General features: G+C 72.4%; 25 protein-coding genes. 13 read left to right on the top strand and 12 right to left on the bottom strand.

Annotation, left to right across the window (positions count from 1 at the left end):
* Positions 1 to 53: 53 nt before the first annotated feature.
* Complete coding sequence (locus tag LE181_RS10045) at positions 54 to 992, bottom strand: hypothetical protein (RefSeq protein WP_225660869.1); 939 nt, start codon at positions 990 to 992, stop codon at positions 54 to 56.
* An 80-nt stretch (positions 993 to 1,072) separates the two neighbouring features.
* Here LE181_RS10045 and LE181_RS10050 point away from each other — a divergent pair, with 80 nt between their 5' ends.
* The 4 genes from LE181_RS10050 to recX all read left to right on the top strand — a co-directional run bounded on the left by LE181_RS10050 (position 1,073) and on the right by recX (position 4,475).
* Complete coding sequence (locus tag LE181_RS10050; protein WP_190110382.1) at positions 1,073 to 1,267, top strand: DUF3046 domain-containing protein; 195 nt, start codon at positions 1,073 to 1,075, stop codon at positions 1,265 to 1,267.
* A 128-nt stretch (positions 1,268 to 1,395) separates the two neighbouring features.
* Positions 1,396 to 2,523, top strand: a complete 1,128-nt coding sequence (locus LE181_RS10055) for an AI-2E family transporter (RefSeq protein WP_225660954.1) — start codon at positions 1,396 to 1,398, stop codon at positions 2,521 to 2,523.
* Between the two features lie 209 nt (positions 2,524 to 2,732).
* Positions 2,733 to 3,857, top strand: a complete 1,125-nt coding sequence (gene recA, locus LE181_RS10060; protein ID WP_225660870.1) for a recombinase RecA — start codon at positions 2,733 to 2,735, stop codon at positions 3,855 to 3,857.
* Between the two features lie 3 nt (positions 3,858 to 3,860).
* Positions 3,861 to 4,475, top strand: coding sequence for a recombination regulator RecX (gene recX, locus LE181_RS10065; RefSeq protein WP_225660871.1), 615 nt, complete (start codon positions 3,861 to 3,863; stop codon positions 4,473 to 4,475).
* 44 nt (positions 4,476 to 4,519) lie between these two features.
* Here the strand turns inward: recX and LE181_RS10070 are convergent, their stop codons facing one another.
* From LE181_RS10070 to LE181_RS10100, 8 genes are all read right to left on the bottom strand, one after another.
* A complete protein-coding gene (locus tag LE181_RS10070; RefSeq protein ID WP_225660872.1) occupies positions 4,520 to 4,927 on the bottom strand; it encodes a rhodanese-like domain-containing protein in 408 nt (135 codons plus the stop codon).
* Complete coding sequence (locus tag LE181_RS10075) at positions 4,924 to 5,469, bottom strand: cupin domain-containing protein (protein WP_225660873.1); 546 nt, start codon at positions 5,467 to 5,469, stop codon at positions 4,924 to 4,926. Before LE181_RS10075 ends, LE181_RS10070 begins: the two co-directional genes overlap by 4 nt.
* Positions 5,470 to 5,548: 79 nt before the next feature.
* Positions 5,549 to 5,635: a putative leader peptide gene (locus LE181_RS32630; RefSeq protein ID WP_364835302.1), complete on the bottom strand. Its 87-nt coding sequence runs from the start codon at positions 5,633 to 5,635 to the stop codon at positions 5,549 to 5,551.
* 32 nt (positions 5,636 to 5,667) lie between these two features.
* Entirely contained in the window at positions 5,668 to 7,482 is a 1,815-nt protein-coding gene (locus tag LE181_RS10080; RefSeq protein ID WP_225660874.1) for an FAD-dependent oxidoreductase, read from the bottom strand.
* A gap of 227 nt (positions 7,483 to 7,709) precedes the next feature.
* On the bottom strand, positions 7,710 to 8,630 hold the full coding sequence (locus tag LE181_RS10085) for an amino acid ABC transporter permease (protein ID WP_225660875.1): 921 nt from the start codon (positions 8,628 to 8,630) through the stop codon (positions 7,710 to 7,712).
* Positions 8,627 to 9,277, bottom strand: a complete 651-nt coding sequence (locus tag LE181_RS10090) for an amino acid ABC transporter permease (protein ID WP_225660876.1) — start codon at positions 9,275 to 9,277, stop codon at positions 8,627 to 8,629. The genes LE181_RS10085 and LE181_RS10090 overlap by 4 nt, the downstream gene beginning before the upstream one ends.
* Before the next feature lie 48 nt (positions 9,278 to 9,325).
* On the bottom strand, positions 9,326 to 10,249 hold the full coding sequence (locus LE181_RS10095) for a glutamate ABC transporter substrate-binding protein (RefSeq protein WP_225660877.1): 924 nt from the start codon (positions 10,247 to 10,249) through the stop codon (positions 9,326 to 9,328).
* Positions 10,250 to 10,441: 192 nt separating this feature from the next.
* The gene (locus LE181_RS10100) at positions 10,442 to 11,218 is read right to left on the bottom strand and encodes an amino acid ABC transporter ATP-binding protein (RefSeq protein WP_225660878.1); all 777 of its coding nucleotides are present in this window, start codon (positions 11,216 to 11,218) and stop codon (positions 10,442 to 10,444) included.
* A gap of 255 nt (positions 11,219 to 11,473) precedes the next feature.
* On the opposite strand from LE181_RS10100, the gene LE181_RS10105 reads away from it, so the two are divergent.
* Entirely contained in the window at positions 11,474 to 12,184 is a 711-nt protein-coding gene (locus LE181_RS10105; protein WP_225660879.1) for a response regulator transcription factor, read from the top strand.
* A gap of 16 nt (positions 12,185 to 12,200) precedes the next feature.
* Positions 12,201 to 13,619, top strand: a complete 1,419-nt coding sequence (locus LE181_RS10110) for a HAMP domain-containing sensor histidine kinase (protein WP_225660880.1) — start codon at positions 12,201 to 12,203, stop codon at positions 13,617 to 13,619.
* Between the two features lie 21 nt (positions 13,620 to 13,640).
* Here LE181_RS10110 and LE181_RS10115 read toward each other — a convergent pair whose 3' ends face one another.
* A complete protein-coding gene (locus LE181_RS10115; protein ID WP_225660881.1) occupies positions 13,641 to 14,639 on the bottom strand; it encodes a TAXI family TRAP transporter solute-binding subunit in 999 nt (332 codons plus the stop codon).
* Between the two features lie 141 nt (positions 14,640 to 14,780).
* Between LE181_RS10115 and miaB the strand changes: the two genes are divergently transcribed.
* The gene (miaB, locus tag LE181_RS10120; protein ID WP_225660882.1) at positions 14,781 to 16,277 is read left to right on the top strand and encodes a tRNA (N6-isopentenyl adenosine(37)-C2)-methylthiotransferase MiaB; all 1,497 of its coding nucleotides are present in this window, start codon (positions 14,781 to 14,783) and stop codon (positions 16,275 to 16,277) included.
* A gap of 102 nt (positions 16,278 to 16,379) precedes the next feature.
* On the top strand, positions 16,380 to 17,102 hold the full coding sequence (locus tag LE181_RS10125; RefSeq protein WP_225660883.1) for a class III extradiol dioxygenase subunit B-like domain-containing protein: 723 nt from the start codon (positions 16,380 to 16,382) through the stop codon (positions 17,100 to 17,102).
* Positions 17,103 to 17,219: 117 nt separating this feature from the next.
* On the opposite strand, the gene LE181_RS10130 is transcribed toward LE181_RS10125, so the two are convergent.
* Positions 17,220 to 17,465, bottom strand: coding sequence for an antitoxin (locus LE181_RS10130; RefSeq protein WP_190110397.1), 246 nt, complete (start codon positions 17,463 to 17,465; stop codon positions 17,220 to 17,222).
* Between the two features lie 31 nt (positions 17,466 to 17,496).
* On the bottom strand, positions 17,497 to 17,751 hold the full coding sequence (locus LE181_RS10135; RefSeq protein ID WP_225660884.1) for a hypothetical protein: 255 nt from the start codon (positions 17,749 to 17,751) through the stop codon (positions 17,497 to 17,499).
* Positions 17,752 to 17,934: 183 nt separating this feature from the next.
* On the opposite strand from LE181_RS10135, the gene miaA reads away from it, so the two are divergent.
* From miaA to LE181_RS10160, 5 genes are all read left to right on the top strand, one after another.
* Positions 17,935 to 18,873, top strand: coding sequence for a tRNA (adenosine(37)-N6)-dimethylallyltransferase MiaA (gene miaA / locus LE181_RS10140; RefSeq protein WP_225660885.1), 939 nt, complete (start codon positions 17,935 to 17,937; stop codon positions 18,871 to 18,873).
* Between the two features lie 107 nt (positions 18,874 to 18,980).
* On the top strand, positions 18,981 to 19,466 hold the full coding sequence (locus LE181_RS10145) for a hypothetical protein (protein WP_225660955.1): 486 nt from the start codon (positions 18,981 to 18,983) through the stop codon (positions 19,464 to 19,466).
* Between the two features lie 65 nt (positions 19,467 to 19,531).
* Positions 19,532 to 20,422 carry a diaminopimelate epimerase gene (gene dapF, locus LE181_RS10150; protein ID WP_225660886.1) on the top strand — a complete coding sequence of 297 codons (891 nt, stop codon included), beginning with the start codon at positions 19,532 to 19,534 and terminating at the stop codon, positions 20,420 to 20,422.
* Positions 20,423 to 20,590: 168 nt separating this feature from the next.
* Positions 20,591 to 22,741: a RelA/SpoT family protein gene (locus LE181_RS10155; protein WP_225660887.1), complete on the top strand. Its 2,151-nt coding sequence runs from the start codon at positions 20,591 to 20,593 to the stop codon at positions 22,739 to 22,741.
* Between the two features lie 156 nt (positions 22,742 to 22,897).
* Entirely contained in the window at positions 22,898 to 24,367 is a 1,470-nt protein-coding gene (locus LE181_RS10160; RefSeq protein WP_225660888.1) for a M1 family metallopeptidase, read from the top strand.
* Positions 24,368 to 24,472 lie beyond the last annotated feature (105 nt).

Below are 24,472 nucleotides of genomic sequence, written 5' to 3' on the forward strand. Positions count from 1 at the left end.
CATCGTGCACCGCACCACTGACAATGCCCCGGACGAGCAGGTCAGCGGTGGTTTCAGGCGGGGGCGGGGGCCTGGACGGGGTGGCCGTACGCCCGCAGCGTCAGCAGCGCGTCGAGGGTCACCATCGGCCGGCACTCCAGGGCCGTGCCCGGCGCCCACGCCCGCCAGCGGATCGGCCAGCCCCCGTCCTCCTCCTGGGTGGCGGCGAGGAACTCCAGGGACCTGGCCAGCTCGGCGTCGGTGAACCAGGGCCGGGCCAGCGAGCCGGGGGCGCGCGCGAAGTCGTGGGGGAAGTGGTACTCGCCCGGTGCGTACCCCTCGGGCAGCGGGTACTCGTCCGCCCGTCCGGGGTCCAGGACGGCCAGCCGTTGTGCGCGCACGGCCCGCCCCAGGCGCTCGGCGGCCGCCTCGGCGCGTCGCCGGTCCGGCGCCCCGTCCAGGAACGCGAGGGCCGCCTCGACCTCGTACGGATGCGTCCGCGCCCCCCTGCCGAGGGCGTCGACCGCCGCCCAGCAGAAGTCGGTGGCCCGGAAGAGCCACGCGTGCCACACCTGGTTGCGGTGCAGCAGCCCCACCACGGGCCCGGTGGCGAGCAGGTCGCTGGGCGGGTCGTCCACCACAGGGATCCACGGGGCGGCCGGATAGCCGCGCAACGAGGGGTGGAGGGCGGGCAGCGCGCCGTCCGGGGTCGAGATCGCCGTGAGGTAGCGGCACACGCGCTCCACCCGGCGGTCCCGGCAGCGGCCGATCTCGTCCAGCACGCGCAGCGCGTGCGCCGTGTGCAGCGGCTGGCTCACCGGGCCGCGCAGGTCCGGTTCCAGGGCGTGCCCGAATCCCCCGTCGTCGCCCTCGTACGCGGCCAGCGCCGCCTCGACGGCTTCGGGGCTGCCGCCGAGGAAGTGGTAGGCGAACCTGCGCTGCTCCAGGACACGGGCGGTGAGCCAGACGAACCGTTCGGCACGGTCGACAGCGGATGATCCGGGTGGGGCCATGCACAAGACCGTAGGGCGCGAAGCGCCGCCGGTCACCGCCTCGTGCACGGCTGCACTCTCAGGGGCGGGATACTTGGACCATGCGGTTGACGGTCTTCTGGCAGCGGATGGCGGATTATTTCGGCGCGGCGTACGCCGACTCCTTCGCGCGCGATCATGTGATGTCCGAGCTCGGCGGGAGGACCGTGCACCAGGCGCTGGACGCCGGCTGGAACGCCAAGGACGTCTGGCGCGGGGTCTGCAGGGCGATGGAGATCCCCGAGGACCGGCGCTGACGGCTCTGCGGACGACGACGGCCGGGCGGTCCGTTACTCATTTCGTCTGATAGGCCACACTTGCTCCCGTGGCAGCGACAGAGGACACCCCGGACGACCGACCGCCCCGGCCCCACGACGAGGCCCGCATGCCGCGCTGGCTGCCCCGGGCCGTGGTGGTGACACTTGCCCTGTTCGCCTGCTTCCAGCTGGCCGTCTGGGCGTTCCATCAGCTCATCGGGCTCCTCGTCAACATCCTGATCGCGTTCTTCCTCGCGCTGGCCGTCGAACCGGCGGTCGACCGGATGTCCGCGCGCGGCATGCGCCGTGGCCTCGCGACCGGTGTGATGTTCCTGGCCGTGACCGTCGCCTTCCTCGGCTTCTTCACGCTGCTGGGATCGATGCTCGCCGGGCAGATCCAGACCATGGTGGAGAACTTCCCCTCCTACCTGGACTCGGTGATCAGCTGGACCAACCGGATGTTCCACACCAGATTCTCCCGGGTCGCGATCCAGGAGAGCGTGCTGCACTCGGACTGGCTGCAGAAGTACGTGCGCAACAGCGCCAGCGGAGTGCTGGACGTCTCGGCCACCGTCCTCGGCGGCCTGTTCCAGCTGCTGACCATCCTGCTGTTCTCGTTCTACTTCGCCGCCGACGGCCCCCGGCTGCGCCGCGCCCTGTGCTCGGTGCTGCCCCCGCACCGGCAGGCCGAGGTGCTGCGCGCCTGGGAGATCGCCGTCACCAAGACCGGCGGCTACATCTACTCGCGCGCCCTGATGGCCCTGATCTCCGGCATCGCGCACTACGTCCTGCTGGAGATCCTCGGAGTGCCCTACGCCCCGGCGCTCGCCGTCTGGGTTGGCCTGGTGTCGCAGTTCATCCCGACGATCGGCACCTACCTCGCCGGCGCGCTGCCGATCCTGATCGCCTTCACCGTGAACCCCTGGTACGCGGTGTGGGTGTTCTGCTTCGTCGTGGTCTACCAGCAGTTCGAGAACTACGTGCTGCAGCCGCGCATCACGGCCCGGACCGTGGACATCCACCCGGCCGTCGCCTTCGGCTCGGTCGTCGCCGGCACCGCGCTGCTCGGGGCGGTGGGTGCCCTGATCGCCATCCCGGCCACGGCGACGTTGCAAGCCTTCCTGGGGGTGTACGTGAAGCGCTACGAGGTGGCCGGCGCGACCGGTGCCACGGGCCGGGACGGGCGTCGCGGGGACGGCCGCCGAGGACGCCCCTCGCTCCTGGCGCGCATGGCCAGGGCCTTGCGCAGGCGTTGATCAAGGGCTCGCGCACGGGCCGGTCAAGGGTCGCGCGGCGCGCGGGGCGGCGCGCTTGACAGCAAATTCGAACATCCATTCTCATGGGTGTCCCGGGCCGGCGGAGCCGAGTTATCCACAGGCCGGGGCGACGCCCGGGCGCATTGTCAGTGGCAGGCGTTAGCGTCGTGGACGTGAAGCGATCGACTCAAGCAAACCGGGTGGAACCCATGGCAGGCACCGACCGCGAGAAGGCGCTGGACGCCGCGCTCGCACAGATTGAACGGCAATTCGGCAAGGGCGCCGTGATGCGCCTGGGTGACCGGGCGAACGAGCCGATTGAGGTCATCCCCACCGGGTCGACCGCTCTCGACGTGGCCCTCGGCGTCGGCGGACTGCCTCGCGGCCGCGTGGTGGAGATCTACGGACCGGAATCCTCCGGTAAGACCACCCTCACCCTGCACGCCGTGGCCAACGCGCAGAAGGCGGGCGGCACCGTCGCCTTCGTGGACGCCGAGCACGCCCTCGACCCCGAGTACGCCCGGGCGCTGGGCGTCGACACGGACAACCTCATCCTCTCCCAGCCGGACACCGGCGAGCAGGCGCTGGAGATCGTGGACATGCTGGTCCGCTCCGGTGCGCTCGACCTGATCGTCATCGACTCCGTCGCCGCCCTGGTGCCGCGCGCGGAGATCGAAGGTGAGATGGGCGACTCCCACGTCGGTCTCCAGGCCCGTCTGATGAGCCAGGCGCTGCGCAAGATCACCAGCGCGCTCAACCAGTCCAAGACCACCGCGATCTTCATCAACCAGCTCCGCGAGAAGATCGGCGTCATGTTCGGCTCCCCGGAGACCACGACCGGTGGCCGGGCCCTGAAGTTCTACGCCTCGGTGCGTCTGGACATCCGCCGCATCGAGACCCTCAAGGACGGCACCGAGGCGGTCGGCAACCGCACCCGCGTCAAGGTCGTCAAGAACAAGGTCTCGCCGCCCTTCAAGCAGGCCGAGTTCGACATCCTCTACGGCCAGGGCATCAGCCGCGAGGGCGGCCTGATCGACATGGGCGTCGAGCACGGCTTCATCCGCAAGGCCGGCGCCTGGTACACGTACGAGGGCGACCAGCTCGGCCAGGGCAAGGAGAACGCCCGCAACTTCCTGAAGGACAACCCCGACCTCGCCAACGAGATCGAGAAGAAGATCAAGGAGAAGCTGGGCGTGGGCGTCAAGCCCGAGTCCCCGGCCGGCGAGCCCGGTGCGGACGCGGCCGGCGCCGCTGCCGGCGAGCCCGCCAAGTCGGTGCCCGCCCCGGCGGCCAAGTCCGCGGGCAAGGCCGCCAAGGCCGCGGCCAAGAGCTAGCCGGTGACCCGGCGAAGCGAGTGGCCCGAGCCGAGCGGGCCGCACGCGGGCGACCGCGACCGTACGGGCGGTGGCGCCCCCTCCCCGTCGAGGGCCGGGGGCGGAGCGCCACCGCCACCGGAGGAGCAGGCGCGGGCGATCTGCCTGCGCCTGCTCACCGGATCACCCCGCACCCGCAAGCAGCTCGCCGACGCACTGGCCAAGCGCGGCATAGCGGACGAGGTGGCGGCGGAGGTGCTGTCCCGTTTCGAGGACGTCGGGCTCATCGACGACGCGGCGTTCGCCGACGCGTGGGTAGAGTCCCGGCACCGGGGCAGGGGCCTGGCCCGGCGCGCCCTGGTGCGCGAGCTGCGCACCAAGGGCGTGGACTCCGCCCTGATCGACGAGGCGGTGGGACGGCTCGACGCGGAGCAGGAAGAGCACACGGCGCGTGAGCTGGTCGAGCGCAAGCTGCGCTCGACCCGTGGCCTGGACCGGGAGAAGCGACTCCGGCGCCTCGCAGGAATGCTGGCCCGCAAGGGCTACTCCGAGGGCCTCGCCCTGCGCGTGGTGCGCCGCGCCCTGGAGGAGGAGGGCGACGACCCGGAGCTGCTGGACCACTACCTCCCGGAGACGTAGCACCGGCCCAGGCCGCAACGGGTCGCAGCCCGGCCGGGCCGGCTTCAGCGGTGTGGCGACAGGGGCAGGGGCCGGCCCGGGTGGACGACCGGCAGACCCGCTGATCGCCAGGCTTGGAAGCCGCCCACCACGTCGGTGGCCCGGTGCAGTCCCAGGCGCCGGAGGGAGACCGCGGCCAGCGACGACGCGTACCCCTCGTTGCAGATCACGACCACCCGCAGGTCGTGCCCGGTGGCCTGGGGGGCGCGGTGGTCGCACAGCGGGTCCAGGCGCCACTCCAGCTCGTTCCGTTCCACGACGAGTGCCCCCGGGATCGTCCCGTCGCGCTCGCGCAGGGCCGCGTAGCGGATGTCGACCAGCAGCCCGCCCGCCGCCTGCGCGGCGGCCGCTTCGGCCGGTCCGAGGCGTTGCAGCTCGGCGCGGGCCGCGGCCAGCAGCTCCTCGACCCTCATGCCCACTCCTCCGGCAGCTCCACCTGTTCGAGCCGCAGGACGGGACCGCTCCGGCCGTAGCGCCGCATCATGGGCAGCGGCGGGTAGTAGGCGTGCACGGAGATGGCGTGCCGCTGGGACGACGCGTTGAACACCTGGTGCACGTGGTGAGGGCCGAAGGCCCGGCCGGCGCCCTCCGTCAGCTGCCTCTCGCGGTCGACACCGTCCGCCAGCTCCAGCAACGTCCAGCCTTCCGTGGGCAGTTGCGCGGCCAGCGACTGTTCGGTCAGTGATCCGGCCGCCGTGGCGAAGGCGCCGTGCGAGCCGCCGTGGTCGTGCCATCCGGTGCCCGCGCCCGGCGGCCAGGAGATCAGCCACGCCTCGCTGCCGCCCGGCCCGTCGAGCCGGATCCAGGTGCGCCCTTCGGGATCGAGGGGCAGCGAGGAGACGAGCGTGGCGTCGGCGGCCGTCCGGCGCACGAAGTCGAGAAGGTCGGCCTCCGACGGCCCGCCGGCGCCGTGAGCGGCGGAAGAAGGCGTCGAGGAACGAACGGAAGAGGGCATGGAGCACCGTCCTGAGTGATCGCGAAGAGGGCCCGCGGACGGGCGGCCGGCTCACGGCCGCACGGCGGAAGGAAGCGGATCAGCAGGACGGACGACAGACGCAGCCCGCGTAGCGCACGAGGTCCAGATGGACCCTCCGCCAGAAACGCAGCCCGGTGTCAGTCACGCTCCGGAGTCAACCATGACGGTAGGGGCCGGTCAACGGTTGGCCGTAGCCTCACTGCCGGCTGTCTCGGCGGCCCCGGCCGCCGCCTCCGGCACCCGCTCTCCCCCCGTCGCCTTCGCCGATGCCGGCGTCGGCCCCGTCGCGCCGCCCCGTGTCGCATCCGCGCACGCGTACAGCTCGGCGGGCCGCACCCCCGCCAGCGCCGCCACCAGGAAGCCGTCGGGCCGCACGACCAGCACGGTGTGGGCGTCCGCCCCGGGATAGCCCTCGGTCACCAGGAGTTCCGCCTGCAGGGGCAGGGCCGAGACGGCCGCCGCCAGCCGGGGCATCAGCCCGGCTCCCAGCCAGTGCCGGCGCTCCCACACGCCCGTGCCCGGCGCGACGAGTACCACCAGCAGCTTTCCGCCCAGCCGGTCGTGCAGCTGCGTCTCGGAGCCGTCCGGTGCCGTCACCGGCACGTCCGTGACCAGTGCCCCCACGGCCGTCCCGACCAGGACCGAGCCTGCGGGCGGTGCGGCCGGGGCCAGGGGCGTACGGGTGTGGACCTGGGGCGCGCCCAGAAGCCCCCGCCCCAAGTGCCCGTCGGTCAGCAGCACATCGTGGGCGCGCGCCGCGCGCGGCACCACCGTGCGCCGTACGGTGTGCCAGCCGCCCTCCCCGCGCACCGTCGGCAGGGTCCGGTCGGCGGCCCGCAGCCGCGCCGCGACCGCCTCGCGCCGTTCCGCCTGGTAGCTGTCGAGCAGGGTGTCCGAGGCGCCGTGGTGCCAGGCGAGGGCCAGCTTCCAGGCGAGGTTCTCCGCGTCCCGCAGCCCTTCGTCGAGCCCCTGCGTGCCCAACGCCCCCAGCAGGTGGGCGGCGTCCCCGGCGAGGAAGGCGCGGCCGCTGCGCCAGCGGCGCGCGAGGCGGTGGTGCACGGCGTGCACGCCGGTGTCCAGCAGGTCGTACGCCGGTACCTCCCCGCACCACAGGGACAGCGCGTCGCGCACCCGGGCGAGCAGTGCGTCGGGAGTCACCAGCCGCCCGTCGGACGGCACGGGCCAGTCGAGCCGCCACACGCCGTCCGGCAACGGGCGGGCCGTCACCTCGTCACCGCGCGGGGGCGAACGGTGCAGCACGGCCTCGCCCGGCCACGGCAGTTCGGCGCGGAGCGCGGCGACCGCGTACCGCTCGACGGCCGTACGGCCGGGGAAGCGCGCGCCCAGCAATTTGCGCACGACGGACCGGGCGCCGTCGCAGCCGACCAGGTAACTGGCCCTCCAGACCGTGCCGTTGTCGCCCCGGGTGTGCACGGTGACGCCCGAGGAGTCCTGCTTGAGGAGGGTCAGCCGGCTGTCCTGGACGATCCGTACGTCCGCCTCACCGCCCAGCGCGGCCCGCAACTCGCGCGTCAGCGCGTGCTGGGGGAGGTGCAGCGGAGACGGTTCTGCTCCCAGGGCCCTTGCGTCCCCCGGGCTCCCGGCGTCACCGAAGTCACCGGCTTCCCCCGGGCCACCGGACCCCCCGAAACCACCGGACTCCCCGTACTCCAGGAGCTCGTCGTGATCGCGCTCCTCGGCCTTCACACTGCCCGCCGGTGCCGCGAAGGCCACCCGCGCCACCTCGGCCCGGCGCCGCAGCGTGCGCCAGCCCGTCCAGCGCGTGCCCTCCGTCGTGGCGCACCCCAGGCGCTCCAGCAGGGCGGCCGTCTCCGGCCGCAGGACGGCGGTCCGGGCGAGGCGGCGGTCGTCCTGCCCCGCGCTGCCGGGCGGTGCCTCGTCCAGGACGGTGACGGGCACCTCGTACCGTGCCAGCGCGAGGGCCAGCGTGAGCCCGACCGGCCCGGCCCCGACGACGATCACCGGGTCCACGGCACGACTCCCCGGACCCCGCGGCGGACGACGACGGAGGACGCGCGGCGCGCGTGGTGCGTACGGGACGTACGGGGACTGGCAGGGGGAAAACGGTGCGCGATCACAGAACGTATGCAACCCATTGCCGCAGCGTGCGTCAAGTGATCAGAGGTCCTGCCACGGCGCGTCACGAGCGTGCGCCCCGCCGGCCGCGAGCGGCCGACGGGGCGTCATCCACGCTGAACTCACGTGCCGTCGGTGGTCTCCGCGCCGGAGGCGCCCGGCTCCGCCCCGGCGGCGCCGTGTGCGGGATCGGCCATGACGGCTGCGCCGGTGGCCGCCATCGGCGGCGGACTGCCCTTGCGCGAGCGCTTCGTGCGCCGTTCGACCCAGGTGGCGAGGGAGGACAGCGCCAGGCACAGCAGGATGTAGATCGAGCCGAAGACGATCACCATCGGGATGAAGGCGTAGACGCCGTTCACGGGCGGGGTCTGCTGGGCGAACGCCTTTCCGACGAACAGCAGCTCCTCGTAGAGGATGATGAATCCCAGGGAGGTGTCCTTGAGGGTCACCACCAGCTGGCTGATGATCGACGGAAGCATCGACCGGACGGCCTGCGGCACGAGGACGTTCGTCATGACCTGCGTCTTGCGCAGCCCGATCGCGTACGCCGCCTCGCTCTGCCCCTTGGGCACGGCGTTGATGCCGGACCGGAAGATCTCCGCCTGCACGGAGCCGTTGTAGAGCGTCAGCCCGATCACCAGGGCCCACATGGGGTCCGAGGTGAACACCGCCGCGTACAGCAGGAAGATCATGATGAGCAGTGGCATGGCCCGGAAGAACTCCACGGCCACCGTCGCCGCCCAGCGGACGGGCTTGTGGTCGGAGAGCCGTGCCGTGGCCAGCACCGTGCCCAGCAGCAGGGAGAGCACCGCCGCGATGGCGAAGGTCTTCAGCGTCGTCAACAGGCCGTCGACGATGCGCTGCTGGGTGTCGGCGTACTCGTAGTCGTCCCACAGCCCCGCCTGGAACTGGCCGGTGTCGTCCAGTTTGTAGACGACGAAGGCGAGCAGGCCGACGATGGCCACGGTGGAGGCGATGCCGTAGACCCGGTTGCGGGCCCGTGCCCGGGGACCGGGCACGTCGTAGAGGACGCTGCCGCTCATCGGGCCACCGCCAGTCGGTTCTCCAGCAGCCGGAAGAGGCCGCTGATGGTGAACGTGATGATGATGTAGCAGACCGCGATCCAGGCGAAGATCACGTAGATGTTGTAGCCCGCGGCCGCGTTGAGGGTCTTCTGCACCGAGCCGAGCTCGGTGACGTTGAAGCCCGAGGCGATCGCCGTGTTCTTGGCCAGGGCGATCATCAGGCTGCCGATGGGCGGGATCGCCGTCCGGGCGGCCTGGGGCAGGACGATCTGGCCCAGGGTCTGGTTGAAGGTCATCCCGAGGGAACGGGCCGCCTCCGCCTGCCCCACCGGCACGGTGTTGATGCCGGAGCGGATGGCCTCGCAGATGAAGGCCGAGGTGTAGCACCCCAGGGCCATCACGGCGAGCCAGAAGGAGTCCCATCCCTTCAGGCCGAGCGCCGGCAGCCCCAGCGTGACGGCCAGGAACAGCAGCACCAGCGGGGTGTTGCGCAGCAGCGTCACCCACACGGTGCCGAAGACGCGCAGCGCGGGCACCGGAGAGACGCGGAACGCCGCGACCAGGGTGCCCAGCACCAGCGCGAGCAGCGCGCTGAGCGCCGTCAGTTCGACGGTGCCGACGAAACCTTCGCGGAACATCGCGAAGTTGTCCGACAGAACGTTCAAGTCACTTCTCCGGGAATCGCGTGGCGGTCATGCGGCACCGACTGCCGGTCAGTAGCGCTGGATCGCGGGCGGCGTCGCGGACGACCCGGACAGGCCCAGCGTGGCGTCGTACGCCTTCTTCCAGTCGCCGTTCTGCACGTGCGCTTCGATGGCCTTGTTGACCGCCTCGCGCAGTGCTGCGTCCTCCTTCTTCAGGCCGATGCCGTAGGGCTCCTTGGAGAAGGGGTTGCCGACGACCTTCAGGGCGCCCTTGTTCTCGGCGGCGTAGCCCTTGAGGATCGAGTCGTCCGTGGTGACCGCGTCGACCGAGCCGTTGACCAGGTCCTGCACGCAGAGCTGGTAGCCCTGCTGGGCCTTGGCCTCGGCCACGCCGTACTGGGGCTCCTTGATCCGCTTGAGCGGCGTGGAACCGGTCGCCGAGCAGACCTTCTTGCCCTTGAGGTCGTCCGGGCCCTTGATGCTGCTGTCCGCCTTGACGAGCAGGTCCTGGCCGGCCTCGTAGTACGGGCCGGCGAAGCCGACCTGCTTCTTGCGCTCGTCGTTGATCGTGTACGTGCCGACGTAGAGGTCGACGCCGCCGCTGGCGATCTGCGTCTCGCGCGCCTCGGAGGGCACGGTCTTGAACTTGATGTGCGCCTCGTCGAAGCCGAGGTCCGCCGCGATCATGCGGGCGATCTCCACGTCGAAGCCCGAACGCTTCTTGGTGCCGGGGTTCTCGTAGCCGAGGCCGGGCTGATCGGCCTTGGTGCCGATCGTGATCTCCTTGCCCTTGATCTTCTCGAAGACCGGCGAGTCCTTGACGTCGGCGGCGGTGTTCACCTTGTACGCCGGCAGCGCGGACGCCGACGCGCCGCCGCTCGCCTTGTCGCCGTCCTTGGTGTCGTCGGGGCTGCCCGACTTGCCGCAGGCGGTCGCTGTCGCGGCGAGCGCCAGCACCACGGCGGCCGCTGCGGCGGTGTTGCGGAGCTTCATGAAGAACATCCTTTGCGTCTGCGCCTGCGGGGCGTCGGGGGCGGTGTGGCGACACAACGAATCGATGGAAATCGCCAGAAAAAAGGGGTGAAGGGAAAGTGGGCGGGAAGCGGTCGGCGCATCCGGCCCGGCCCGGCCGGACCATCGGTCCGGCCGGCGCGGTGCGACGGGGTGGGGCAGAACCGGGCGGGTTCAGTGGTGCAGGATCTTCGACAGGAAGTCCTTGGCCCGGTCGCTGCGCGGGTTGTTGAAGAACTGGTCCGGCCGCGCCTCCTCGACGATCCGGCCGTCCGCCATGAAGACCACGCGGTTGGCGGCGGAGCGCGCGAAGCCCATCTCGTGGGTGACGACGACCATCGTCATCCCGTCCCGCGCGAGCTGCTGCATGACCTCCAGCACCTCGTTGATCATCTCCGGGTCGAGCGCGGACGTCGGCTCGTCGAAGAGCATCACCTTCGGGTCCATGGCCAGCGCCCGGGCGATCGCCACGCGCTGCTGCTGGCCGCCGGAGAGCTGCGCGGGGTACTTGTCCGCCTGCGCACCCACCCCGACCCGGTCGAGCAGCGCCCGGGCCTTGGTCTCCGCCTCCTTGCGGTCCTTCCGGCGGACCTTCACCTGCCCCAGCACCACGTTCTCCAGCACGGTCTTGTGCGCGAAGAGGTTGAAGGACTGGAAGACCATGCCGACGTCGGCACGCAGCCGGGCCAGCTCCCTGCCCTCCTGGGGCAGCGGCTTCCCGTCGATGGTGATCGAACCGGAATCCGTCGTCTCCAGCCGGTTGATCGTGCGGCACAGCGTCGACTTGCCGGACCCCGAGGGCCCGATGACGACCACGACCTCGCCGCGGGCGATCGTCAGGTCGATGTCCTGGAGCACATGCAGCGCGCCGAAGTGTTTGTTGACCTTGCTCAGGACGACCAGTGCGTCCGCGGCGGGCGCCACGTCCTTGGTCACCGATACCTCGCTCATCGGCGTTCCTCGCTCCGTCCTCCTCGATTGGGGTGGACCTTAATGAGCCGCAACGACCAGCGTCATTACATCTGAGCTGAAATTGAGCATAACGATCCGGCTTCAAGCGGACACTCTCCGTCAACGCGCGCGCACGGGATACGCGGGCGTACCGGCTGCATAACGGAAGCCGTTCTTCGGGCAGGAACCCCTTGACGCGAACGGCCGTCATCGGCGTGGATGCGGTGTTGCCGCACCTGCGCCCGGAGGGGGCCGATGAGACTGCTGCTCGTGGAGGACGACGACCACGTCGCCGCCGCCCTGTCGGCCGTGCTGGCCCGGCACGGCTTCCACGTCACGCACGCCCGCAGCGGCGAGGAGGCCCTGCAGGCCCTGCTGCCGGACGTCGGCGCCCCGTTCGGCGTCGTCCTGCTCGACCTCGGCCTGCCCGACCAGGACGGGTTCGAGGTCTGCGGCAAGATCCGCAAGCGCACGGCCACGCCCGTCATCATGGTCACGGCCCGCTCCGACACCCGCTCGAAGATCCACGGCCTGAACCTCGGAGCCGACGACTACGTCGTCAAGCCCTACGACACGGGCGAACTGCTCGCCCGCATCCACGCCGTCGCCCGGCGCACCCCGCACTCCGAGGGCGCGCCGGGCCAGAGCCAGCAGCCCGAGACCGACGGGCCGAACGCCCTGCTCCTGGGCCCTCTGACCATCGAGGTCCCCAACCGGCGGGTGTCCGTGGACGGTACCGCCGTCCCCCTCACCCGCAAGGAGTTCGACCTGCTGGCGCTGCTCGCCCAGCGGCCCGGCGTGGTCTTCCGCCGCGAACAGATCATCAGCGAGGTGTGGCAGACCAGCTGGGAGGGGACCGGGCGCACCCTGGAGGTGCACATCGCCTCGCTCCGCTCCAAGCTGCGGATGCCCGCGCTCATCGAGACGGTCCGCGGCGTCGGCTACAAAATCGTCGTCCCGGCGTGAGGACACCACGAGCCCCGTGCGCACCCGACTCCTCCCCCTGCTCATCGTCCTCATGGCGGGCGTCTTACTGGCCCTCGGCTTCCCCCTCGCCGCCGGCATCGCGGCCGTGGAACAGCAACAGGTGGTCGTCGACCGCATCGACGACACCGCCCGGTTCGCCTCCCTCGCCCAGTACGTCACCGCCCAGCCCTTCGCACCGGCCGACCAGGCCGACGGACGGTTCCTGACGCTCCGCTCCGAGCTGGACCGGTACGAGGACCTCTACGGCATACGAGCCGGGGTCTTCTACCGCAGTGGCAAGGCCATGGCCGCCGCCCCCGCCGACTGGGCCCTGCCGCCCGGAGGGGAGGGCAGGCGGGCCTTCCAGGAGGCGCTCGCCGGGCGGCGCAGCCGTGACCCCGGCCAGGTCTGGCCGTGGCGGCACAGCCGCCTCACCGTCGCCTCGCCCGTCATCCGGGACGGTGACGTCGTCGCCGTCGTCGTCACCGAATCACCCACCGGACAGCTGCGCTCCCGCATCCTCCACCAGTGGCTGCTGCTCGCCGCCGGGGAGACCGCCGCCATGCTCGTCGCGGTCGCAGCGGCCTTCCGGCTCACCGGCTGGGTGCTCAAGCCCGTGCGCACCCTCGACGTCGCGGCCCACGACATAGCGACCGGCCGGATGAACTCCCGCGTCGCGGCCGACAGCGGCCCCCCCGAACTGCGCCGCCTCGCCCGCTCGTTCAACGAGATGGCCGACAACGTCGAGAACGTCCTGGACCAGCAGCGCGCCTTCGTCGCCGACGCCTCGCACCAGCTGCGCAACCCCCTGTCCGCCCTGTTGCTGCGCATCGACCTGCTGGCCCTCGACCTCCCCGAGGGGCACGGCGAGGTCGCCTCCGTCCAGGCCGAGGGCAAACGGCTGGCGCGGGTCCTGGACGACCTGCTCGACCTGGCGCTGGCCGAGCACGACCCCGGCGACCCCCAGCTCACCGACATAGCCGAGATCGTCACCGACCGGGTGGGCGCCTGGTCCCCGGTCGCCGACCGGGAGCGGGTCTCCCTCACCTACCGCGGCCCGGCCGCCGCGACCGGCTGGGCCGATCCCATCGCGCTCTCCAGCGCCCTCGACGCGGTCGTCGACAACGCCCTGAAGTTCACCCCCGAGCACGCGCGCGTGGAGGTGACCGTCGGCGTCGACGGCGACCGCGTGCACATCTCCGTCGCCGACGGCGGCCCCGGCCTCACCGAGGAGGAGCTCACCCGCATCGGCGACCGCTTCTGGCGCAGCAACCGCCACCAGAACGTCTCCGGCTCCGGGCTCGGGCTGTCCATCTCCCGGGCCCTCCTCGCCGCGACCGGCGCCACGCTGTCGTACGAGCACAACCGGCCCACCGGGCTGCGCGCCACCATCGTCGTGCCCCGCGACGGCGGGCCCGCCGCACGCGGCGGCTGAAACGCGCCGCCGGGCGGAGGTTTACGGCTTGATCGAGACGTAATAGCGGCGGGCGCCGTCGTGCAGGGGGAGCGGGTTGGTGAAGACGGCCGTCCGCAGGTCCACCTTCTGCGCGGCGTGGATCTTGACGCCGATGCGGTCACGGCTGCGTATCACCGTGCGCGTGATGCTCTCCGTGAGGTCCGCGTCGGTGTCGTCGAGGGTCACCAGGAGGTTGGCCACCGCGATCGTCTTGACCACCTGGGTGGCGCGCAGCTCCGGATAGGCGTCCGCCGGCATCATCGCGGCCCGGTAGAAGCGTGTCTCCGCCCCCATGGCGTGCAGATCGCCGATCAGGTCGCCCAGCTGCACCAGCCGGATCGGCAGCCGCCGCCCCAGGGACTGCACGGCCGTCGTCGGCAGGCCGCCGGACCAGAAGAAGGCGTCGATCTCGCCCTTCTCCAGCAGCCCCGGCATCCGGTCGATGCCCACCCGCACCGGGGTGATGTCCGTCGCGAGGTCGAGCCCCGCGGCCTTCAGCAGCCGCTTGGTGATCAGCTGCACGCCGGAACCGTTCGCCCCCACGCCCACCCGGAGCCCCTTGAGGTCCCGCGTCGACTCCACGGGAGAGTCCTTGCGCACCACCAGCTGCATGTAGTCGTCGTACAGCCGCGCGCACGCGCGCAGCCGCTCCGCGCCCGGCTGCCGGTTCTCCCGGTAGGTCGCCACCGCGTCCGCGGTGGCGATGGTGAAGTCGACGCTGCCGCTCGTCAGCTGCCGCAGGTTGTCCAGCGAGCCCTGACTGCGCCGCAGCTCCACCTCCAGGGCCGGCAGGTCCTGGCCCAGGTCCTCCTTGAGCAGGTCGCCGTACTTGGCGTAGACCCCGGTCGGCACGCCCGTCGCCACCGCGATCCGGCCGCTGGGCGACGGCCCCGCGTCCGGCGGCAGCAGCCACCACATGAGCAGCGCGAGCACGGCGGCGGCCACCGCACCCGTCCGCACGGTGCGGCGCCTGCCGGGGCGCGGAATTCGGGGGGCCATGGGCGGATCCTGCCAGCCCGCTCCCGCGTGGGCCAGGGTTCGCGCGAGAGACGGACGGACGGTATGGAAACGGGCCGGGGTCCGGGCTGCAAGAACGGAGGAGCGGTCTGTCGGGGCGACCACGTACCCTGGTCGATTGAGATGAGTGCGAAGACATACGAGGTGCGCACCTACGGGTGCCAGATGAACGTCCATGACTCCGAGCGGCTCTCCGGCCTGCTGGAGGACGCGGGCTATGTCCGCGCGCCCGAGGGCACCGCCGAAGGCGACGCCGACGTCGTCGTCTTCAACACCTGCGCGGTGCGGGAGAACGCCGACAACAAGCTGTACGGCAACCTCGGCCGGCTGGCCCCGATGAAGACGAAGCGGCCCGGCATGCAGATCGCCGTCGGCGGCTGCCTCGCCCAGAAGGACCGCGACACGATCGTCAAGCGGGCCCCCTGGGTCGACGTCGTCTTCGGTACCCACAACATCGGCAAGCTGCCCGTGCTGCTGGAGCGCGCCCGCATCCAGGAAGAGGCACAGGTCGAGATCGCCGAGTCGCTGGAGGCGTTCCCCTCGACGCTGCCCACGCGGCGCGAGAGCGCGTACGCCGCCTGGGTCTCCATCTCCGTCGGCTGCAACAACACCTGCACGTTCTGCATCGTCCCGGCGCTGCGCGGCAAGGAGAAGGACCGCCGCACGGGCGACATCCTCGCCGAGATCGAGGCGCTGGTCGCCGAGGGCGTCAGCGAGATCACCCTGCTCGGCCAGAACGTCAACGCCTACGGCTCCGACATCGGCGACCGCGAGGCGTTCTCCAAGCTCCTGCGCGCCTGCGGGAAGATCGAGGGCCTGGAGCGGGTCCGCTTCACCTCGCCGCACCCCCGCGACTTCACCGACGACGTGATCGCCGCGATGGCCGAGACGCCCAACGTGATGCACCAGCTGCACATGCCGCTGCAGTCCGGCTCGGACACGGTGCTCAAGGCGATGCGCCGCTCGTACCGCCAGGAGCGCTTCCTCGGCATCATCGAGAAGGTGCGCGCCGCCATGCCGGACGCCGCCATCTCCACCGACATCATCGTGGGCTTCCCCGGCGAGACCGAGGAGGACTTCGAGCAGACCATGCACGTGGTGCGCGAGGCCCGCTTCGCGAACGCCTTCACGTTCCAGTACTCCAAGCGCCCCGGCACCCCGGCGGCGACCATGGAGGGGCAGATCCCCAAGGAGGTCGTGCAGGCGCGCTACGAGCGCCTGGTGGCCCTCCAGGAGGAGATCTCCTGGGACGAGAACAAGAAGCAGGTCGGCCGCACGCTCGACGTCATGGTCGCCGAGGGCGAGGGCCGCAAGGACGGCGCCACCCGCCGCCTGTCCGGCCGTGCCCCCGACAACCGCCTCGTGCACTTCACCCAGCCCGAGGAGCCGGTCCGCCCGGGCGACGTGGTGACCGTCGAGATCACCTACGCCGCCCCGCACCACCTGCTCGCCGAGGGCCCCGCCAAGGCCGTGCGCCGCACGCGCGCGGGCGACGCGTGGGAGAAGCGCACCGCCGCCGCGGCCGCCAAGCCGGCCGGCGTCATGCTCGGCATCCCGACGATCGGCGCCCCGGCGCCGACGCCCGCCCCCGCGGCCACCGGCTGCGGCGGCTGCGAGTAGACGGCCCCCCCGCTGGCCCCCTCGGCCGGCACTGGCTGAACCTGCGCCCCGCCGCGGGCCCGCTCAAGCGGCGGGCGCACGGCGGGGCGTATCGTTCCCGCCATGCTCGTCGCCGCCGCCGTATGCCCCTGCCCGCCGCTCCTCGTGCCCGAGGTGGCCGCGGGCGCCGCACCCGAACTGGACGGCCTGCGGGCCGCCTGTCTCGACGCCGTGGCCGTGCTGGCGGCCGCCCGCCCGGACCGCCTCGTCGTCCTGGGCCCCGCCGACGTGACCGGCCGCGGACCGCATCCGCAGGGCACCGCCGGTTCCTTCCGCGGCCTCGGCGTCGACCTGGACGTCCAGCTCGGCAAGGCCCCCCAGGACGCCGGTCCTGCCGGTGACCGCGTACTGCCGCAGTCCCTGGCCGTCGCGGCCTGGCTGCTGGAACGCACGCAATGGACGGCCGCGCCCGTCGAGGGCCTGGGCGTCGGCGAGGAGCTGGAGACCGAACGCTGCCTGGCCGCCGGCCGGGAGCTGGCCGGCTCCGCGGAGCGGGTCGCGCTGCTGGTGATGGGCGACGGCAGCGCCTGCCGGACGGTGAAGGCCCCCGGCTACCTCGACGAGCGGGCCGAGCCCTTCGACACGGCGGCGGCGAGGGCGCTGGGCGCCGCGGACACCGCCGTGCTGGCGGCGCTGGACGCAGAGCTGGCGTACGAGCTGAAGGCCGCCGGACGCGCGCCCTGGCAGGTGCTGGCGGGCGCGGGCGAGGGCGCCGGGCTGAGCGGAGTGCTGCTGTACGACGAGGCGCCCTACGGCGTGGGGTACCACGTCGCCGGCTGGTCCTAGCCGGCCTTCCGGGACCCCACGGGGGCCCGGGAACGGCGACGGCCGTGGAGCGCGCTCCACGGCCGGTCGCCGATGATGAGGGATCAGGAGGACTCGGGACGACGGATCAGCCGGGCGTCACGGAGTCCTGGAGTCCGTACCGCCGCTCTTGCCGTCCTTCTCGGCGAGGCGGCCGAGGGCGTCCTTGGCCTTGCCCGTGCCGGTCCGGATCTGGCTGCTGTACTTCCCCTTGGTCTTCGCGTCGACCACCTGCGCGGCCTTCTCCAGCCCGTGTTCGATCCTGCCCTCGTGCTGCTGGGCGAAGTCTTCGACCTTGCCCTTCAGCGGGCCGAGCTTGGCCTTGAGATTGTCCATCAGGCCCATGGTGACCGCCCCTCGTCCTACTGTGCCGAAACTACTTGCGGGCGCCCTCACCGGCCTCGCTGTCGGCCGCCTTCTCCGCGGACTGCTGCTTGGGGATCTCGACTCCCTCCGCAGCCTCCTCCGCGGCGTCCCCGGCCTCGGCCTCGGCCGTCGTCTCCTCCGGCTTCGCCTCGGCCGTCTCGGCGGCGTCGGTCGATTCCGCCGTCCGAGTGGCAGTCGCGGCCTCTTCCGTTGACGCCGAGGACTTCGACGACGACCTGCCGAGAAGCCTTGCAAACACGCCCATATCTACTCCATTACCTTACTGGTGTGAGCGAAATCCCGCGTCGCCCGGGGCGTCCCATGGCGCCTTCGGCGGGCACCGGTCCGCGAACCGGCTCTCGGAACCTCGCAACAGGCAACGAACCCGTCGGCGTCCCGTCACGTCGCTCGTTCGTGGGGTGTGCCGGAGGTTTGGGACACTGATCAGGTGAGAAACGCAGCTCCCGCACCTCGGGTCATCGCCGTCGTCGGCCCCACCGCAGCCGGCAAGTCCGATCTCGGCGTCGCCCTCGCCCAGCACCTGGGCGGCGAGGTCGTCAACGCCGACTCCATGCAGCTCTACCGGGGCATGGACATCGGCACCGCCAAACTCACCATGGCGGAGCGCCAGGGCGTGCCGCACCACCTGCTCGACATCTGGGACGTCACGGTGGCCGCCAGCGTCGCCGAGTACCAGCGGCTGGCCCGCGCGGAGATCGACCGGCTGCTCGCCGAGGGCCGCACGCCGGTGCTGGTCGGCGGCTCCGGGCTCTACATCAAGGGCACCATCGACGCCATGGACTTCCCCGGCACCGATCCGGCCGTGCGCGCCCGCCTGGAGGGCGAGCTGGAGGAGCAGGGGCCCGGCGCACTGCACGCCCGCCTCGCCGCCGCCGACCCGGCCGCCGCCCGCGCGATCCTGCCGGGCAACGGCCGCCGCATCGTGCGCGCCCTGGAGGTCATCGAGCTCACCGGCCGCCCCTTCACCGCGAACCTGCCCGGCGAGGAGCCCGTCTACGACGCCCTGCAGATCGGCGTGGACGTCGAGCGCCCGGAGCTGGACGAGCGGATCACCGTCCGCGTCGACCGCATGTGGGAAGCGGGGCTCGTGGACGAGGTGCGCGCGCTGGAGCGCGAAGGACTGCGCGAGGGGCGCACCGCGTCGCGGGCGCTCGGTTACCAGCAGGTGCTCGACTTCCTCGCGGGGGAGTGCAGCGAGGACGATGCACGCGCCGAGACGGTCAGGGCCACCAAGCGGTTCGCGCGCCGCCAGGACTCGTGGTTCCGGCGGGATTCCCGCGTCCACTGGCTGAGCGGGGCGGCCGACGAGAGGGCGGAACTCCCCCGCCGAGCGCTGTCGTTGGTCGAACGGGCGATTACAGCCTGATCACGTGATGGCATCGGGACGCTCCGTGTGCCGTGCAGGCATCCATCGGCGTGCCATCATCGAGCTTCGATCGAGCCGTGAAGTCCGGGTTGGGAGGGCGCGTGGCGATGGAGGCCGGCCCTCGTGACAGACCACAGCAGCCGCCGCACGGGGGATCCCTCCCCGCGATGGCCGGGGAAGAACCGGACGACTTGAGTCCGGACGGACCCGACGCTTCCGACGGCACCGAGGGCATCCCTGCCGACGGCACCGGGCCCGCGTCGTTCCGGGAGCTGCGGCCGCAGCGCAGACTGCGCGTCTGGCAGCTCGCGCCGATCGTCGTGCTCGCCGCGACCGGCTCCCTGATGTTCGCCTTCCCGCTCGCCTTCGAGTTCGGCGACGGCGGCCCCGTCGTCGCCATGCTCGGCCTGCTCCTCAGCTGCTGCGCCGCGGGCTGGGGCGTGATGGCCGCCCGCCGCGTCGGCTACACCTGGCCGGGAATGCCGCCGCGCGGCTCCGGGCGACGCCCGGACTGGCGCTACGTCGCCGCCTACACGGCCGTCGTCGCCCTCATGGTCGTCCTCGCCGTCTGGCGCGTGGCCCGCCTGCGCTGAGCCCCGCGGCCGGGCCCCACGGTCCCGGCGGGAGCGTTGCCGGCCGGCCCCCGTACCATCGAACCGTGAGTACCGCGCAGATCGCCTTCCTCAAGGGTCACGGCACCGAGAACGACTTCGTGATCATCCCTGACCACGACGGCCTCATCGAGCTGTCCCCGGCCGCCGTCGCCCGGCTGTGCGACCGGCGCGCGGGCATCGGCGCGGACGGCGTACTGCGCGTCGTGCGCTCCGCCGCACACCCCGAGGCGCGGGCCATGGCCGACGAGGCCGAGTGGTTCATGGACTACCGCAACGGTGACGGCAGCATCGCCGAGATGTGCGGCAACGGCGTCCGCGTCTTCGCGCACTACCTCCAGCACGCCGGCCTCGTCGGCGAGGGCGACCTCGCGATCGCCACGCGCGCGGGCGTGCGCCGCGCCGCCATCGCCAAGGCGGGCCCCGACGGCACCCCCGGCGAGATCACCGTGGACATGGGCCGCGCCGTGCTCCCCGACGGCGAGGTCACCGTCACCGTCGGCGAGCACAGCTGGCCCGCACGGAACGTCAACATGGGCAACCCCCACGCCGTCTCCTTCGTCGCCGACCTCGCCGACGCCGGCAACCTGTACACCGCCCCCGCCGTCAGCCCCGCGGCCGCCTACCCGGACGGCACCAACGTCGAGTTCGTCGTCGACCGCGGCCCGCGCCACGTGGCCATGCGCGTCCACGAGCGCGGCTCCGGCGAGACCCGTTCCTGCGGAACGGGCGCCTGCGCCGTCATGGTCGCGGCCGCCCGCCGGGACGGCGCCGACCCGGCCGTCCTCGGCCACCCCGTCACGTACACCGTCGACCTCCCCGGCGGCCGCCTGGTGATCGGCGAGAAGCCGGACGGCACGATCGAGATGACCGGGCCCGCCGTGATCGTCGCGGAGGGCGTCCTGGACGCCTCCTGGTTCGCCGCCGCCACCGCCTGAGCACAGGCAGCACCTGCCGCGCACCGACACCCCGGACACCCTCGCTCGAATGGGTGATCCGTTTCACTCCGGGCGAGAGCAGGGGAGCGGTGCGTGATGGGCTCGGTAGCATCAAGCACCGGTCCGGAGGCGTGAGCCGACCGCCGGTCGAGGCTGCCGGAGGTGCCCATGAGCGCAGAGGCCACGAACGCTGGTGCTCCCGGCCGCAGGCGCGGCCGCCGCATCGACCTGAGACGGCTCGGGCGCGCCGCCCTCAGCGGCTCCGGGGCCCGCGGCCGGCTCCCCGATGCCATCGACCACGTCGCCAAGGTCCACCGGGCCCACCACCCCGGTGCGGACCTCGACATCCTGCGCCGGGCCTACGTCCTCGCCGAGTCCTCCCACCGCGGCCAGATGCGCAAGAGCGGCGAGCCGTACATCACCCATCCCCTCGCCGTCACCCTCATCCTCGCCGAACTGGGCGCCGAGACCACGACCCTGACGGCCTCGCTGCTGCACGATACCGTCGAGGACACAGAGGTGACGCTCGATCAGGTCGGCGAGCAGTTCGGCGAGGAGGTGCGCTTCCTGGTCGACGGCGTCACCAAGCTGGAGAAGGTCGACTACGGCACCGCCGCCGAGCCCGAGACGTTCCGCAAGATGCTCGTGGCCACCGGCAACGACGTCCGCGTGATGTCCATCAAGCTCGCCGACCGGCTGCACAACATGCGCACGCTCGGCGTCATGCGCCCCGAGAAACAGGCCCGCATCGCCAAGGTCACCCGCGACGTGCTGATCCCGCTCGCCGAACGGCTCGGCGTGCAGGCCCTCAAGACCGAGCTCGAAGACCTGGTCTTCGCCATCCTCCACCCCGAGGAGTACACCCGCACCCGCGACCTCGTCCACGCCCACGCCGGCCGCCCCGACCCCCTGGAGACGACTGCGGCGAACGTCCGGGCGGTGCTGCGCGAGGCGGGCATCGCCGCCGAAGTCATCGTCCGCAGACGACACTTCGTCTCCGTGCACCGCGTGCGCCTCAAGCGCGGCGAGCTGACCGGCGCCGACCTGGGCCGGCTCCTCGTCCTGGTGGGGGAGGACGCCGACTGCTACGCCGTCCTCGGCGAACTGCACACCTGCTTCACCCCGTTCATCTCGGAGTTCAAGGACTTCATCGCCGTACCGAAGTTCAACCTCTACCAGTCCCTGCACACCGCCGTCGCCGGCGAGGACGGGCACGCCGCCGAAGTCCTCATCCGCACCCACCAGATGCACCGCGTCGCCGAAGCCGGCGTCATCGCCCTCGGCAACCCCTACGCCGCCCCCGAGGCGCCCGACGCCGCGGACGGTGAGCGCGCCGACCCCACCCGGCCGGGCTGGCTCTCCCGGCTGCTGGAGTGGCAGCGCGCCACACCCGACCCCGACACCTTCTGGACCTCCCTCCGCGACGAGCTGGCCCAGGACCGCGAGGTGACCGTCTTCCGGGCCGACGGCGGCACGATCGGCCTGCCGGCCGGCTCCACCTGCGTCGACGCGGCGTACGCGCAGCACGGCGAGGGCGCCCACCACTGCATCGGCGCGCGGGTCAACGGCCGGCTGGCCACCCTGAGCACGGTCCTGCGCGACGGCGACACCCTGCACCTGCTGATGTCCGCCGACACCGTCTCCGGCCCCTCTCCCGACTGGCTGGAGCACGCCCGCACCCCCGCCGCCCGGATCGCCATCGGCCGCTGGCTGGCCGCGCACCCCCTGCCCGACCCGGCGCACCCCTCGCCCGAGCCCGCCCCGTCGCCCCCGCCCGCCGTCCCGGCTCCCGTCCCCGCCCCGCCGAGGAATGCCCCCCGGGGCACCGCCCCGGCCGCCCAAGGCCCGGTCGCCGTCGTCGCCGACGGGACGGTGGCGGGCGTGCGGCTGGCCGGCTGCTGCACACCCGTCCCGCCCGACGAGGTCACCGGCTTCACCGTGCGCGGCGGCACCGTCACCGTGCACCGCGCGCCCTGCCCGGTGGTCGACCGCATGGTCACCGCCGGGCGGCAGCCGGTCGAAGTGCAGTGGCGCAGTCCGGACGGCAGGGGCACCGGCGACTACCGCGTCACCCTGCGCGCAGAGTCGTTCAGCCGGCCGCACCTGCTCGCCGACCTCACCGAGGTCATCGCGGCGCTGGGCGCGGCCGTCGTCTCGGCCGCCGTGGAGCCGCCCCACGAGCAGCGCGTCCGCCACACCTACACCCTCCAGCTGCCGGACGCAGGCCGGCTCCCGGAGCTGATGCGGGCGATGCGCCGCGTCCCGGGGGTCTACGACGTCGCGCGGGCGGGGCGCTCCGTGGCACCCGCGCCGCTGTGACCTCCCGCCCTGCGAGGACCTGCCGCGTCGCCCTGGAAGCCCCACCCCGCCCGGACGGGTGATACGACACTCGTACCACCATCCGAGACGCTCATACGGGTGGGGCGGCGCCGCGCCGCCACCGGTCGGCGGCCGGGCGCTGATAGCGGTGGAGGCATGTCGCACTCACCGGAGCGTTCCTCCCGGCGCCGGCGGTCCGCGCGCCGCGCCGCCCTTCTCGCTGTCGCAGCCGCCCTGGTCCTCGGCGCCGCCGCGCCGCCGGCGCCCGGCGCGCTGGGGGTCGGCGACCGGCTTTTCCCGACCCTCGGCAACCCCGGCTACGACATCGCCGCCTACGACATCACCCTCGGCTATCGCGCGAACAACGAGCCGCTGACCGCCGTCACCAGGATCGTCGCCCGGGCCACCGCCCCGCTGGAACGTTTCAATCTGGACTTCACCCACGGGACGATCTCCTCGGTCGAGGTCGACGGAGCGACCGCCCGGTTCTCCCCGGCCGACGAGGACGTGGTCGTCACCCCGGCGCACCCGGTGCCCTCGGGAGGGTCGTTCACCGTCACCGTCCACCACACCAGCGACCCGCGCGGCGACGGTGAGGGAGGCTGGGTCCCCACCACGGACGGGCTGGTCATGGCCAACCAGGCCGACGCCGGACACCGCGTCTTCCCCGGCAGCGACCACCCCTCCGACAAGGCGATGTTCACCTTCCGCGTGACCGCCCCCAAGGAGCTGACCGTCGTCGCCAACGGGCTCGCCGCCGGGCGCGAGACCAACGGGGCGAACACCACCTGGACGTACCGGACCCTGCATCCGATGGCCACCGAACTCGCACAGGTCGCCATCGGCCGCTCCGCCGTCCCCGAACGCAGCGGCCCGGGCGGCCTCAAACTGCGGGACGTGGTGCCCACCGGCGACCAGAAGGCGCTGGAGACGTGGACGGCGAAGACGCCCGAGCACATCGCCTGGATGGAGAAGAAGGTCGGCCGCTACCCCTTCGAGACCTACGGGGTCCTCATCGCCGACGCCTCGACCGGCTTCGAGCTGGAGACCCAGACCCTCTCCCTCTTCGAACGCGACATCTTCTCCAAGCCCGGCTTCCCCGCCTGGTACATCGAGTCCGTCATGGTGCACGAGCTCTCGCACCAGTGGTTCGGCGACAGCGTCAGCCCGCGCGTCTGGTCCGACCTGTGGCTCAACGAGGGCCACGCCACCTGGTACGAGGCGCTGTACGCCGAGGAGAAGTCCGGCCGGAAGCTGGTCGACCGCATGCGGGCGGCCTACGAGCTGTCCGACCGGATGCGCGCCGACGGCGGTCCGCCCGCCGCGCCGACGCCGCCCGTCCGCGGCAAGAAGATCAGCATCTTCCGCCCGGTCGTCTACGACGGCGCCGCGCTCGTCCTCTACGCCCTGCGCCAGCGGATCGGGGCCGACGCCTTCGACCGGCTGGAGCGCAGGTGGGTCCAGCGGCACCGCGACGCGACCGCCACCACCGCCGACTTCGTCGCCCTGGCCACCGAGGTCTCCGGCCGGGACCAGTCCGCCTTCCTGCGCCCCTGGCTGTACGGGCGGCACACCCCGCCCATGCCCGGCCACCCCGACTGGAAGGCCGCCGCGAAACCCGCGTGACGGCGCGACGGCGGCGTGGGACGATCGACGGGTCGGCGAGGCCGCCGGCCCCGGGAATCTCCGGAGGCCGCCGGACGTTGTCGACCCTGAGGGCCCCCGCCGCGG

The sequence above is a fragment of the Streptomyces sichuanensis genome (genome assembly GCF_020328095.1).
Lineage (GTDB): Bacteria > Actinomycetota > Actinomycetes > Streptomycetales > Streptomycetaceae > Streptomyces > Streptomyces cinnamoneus.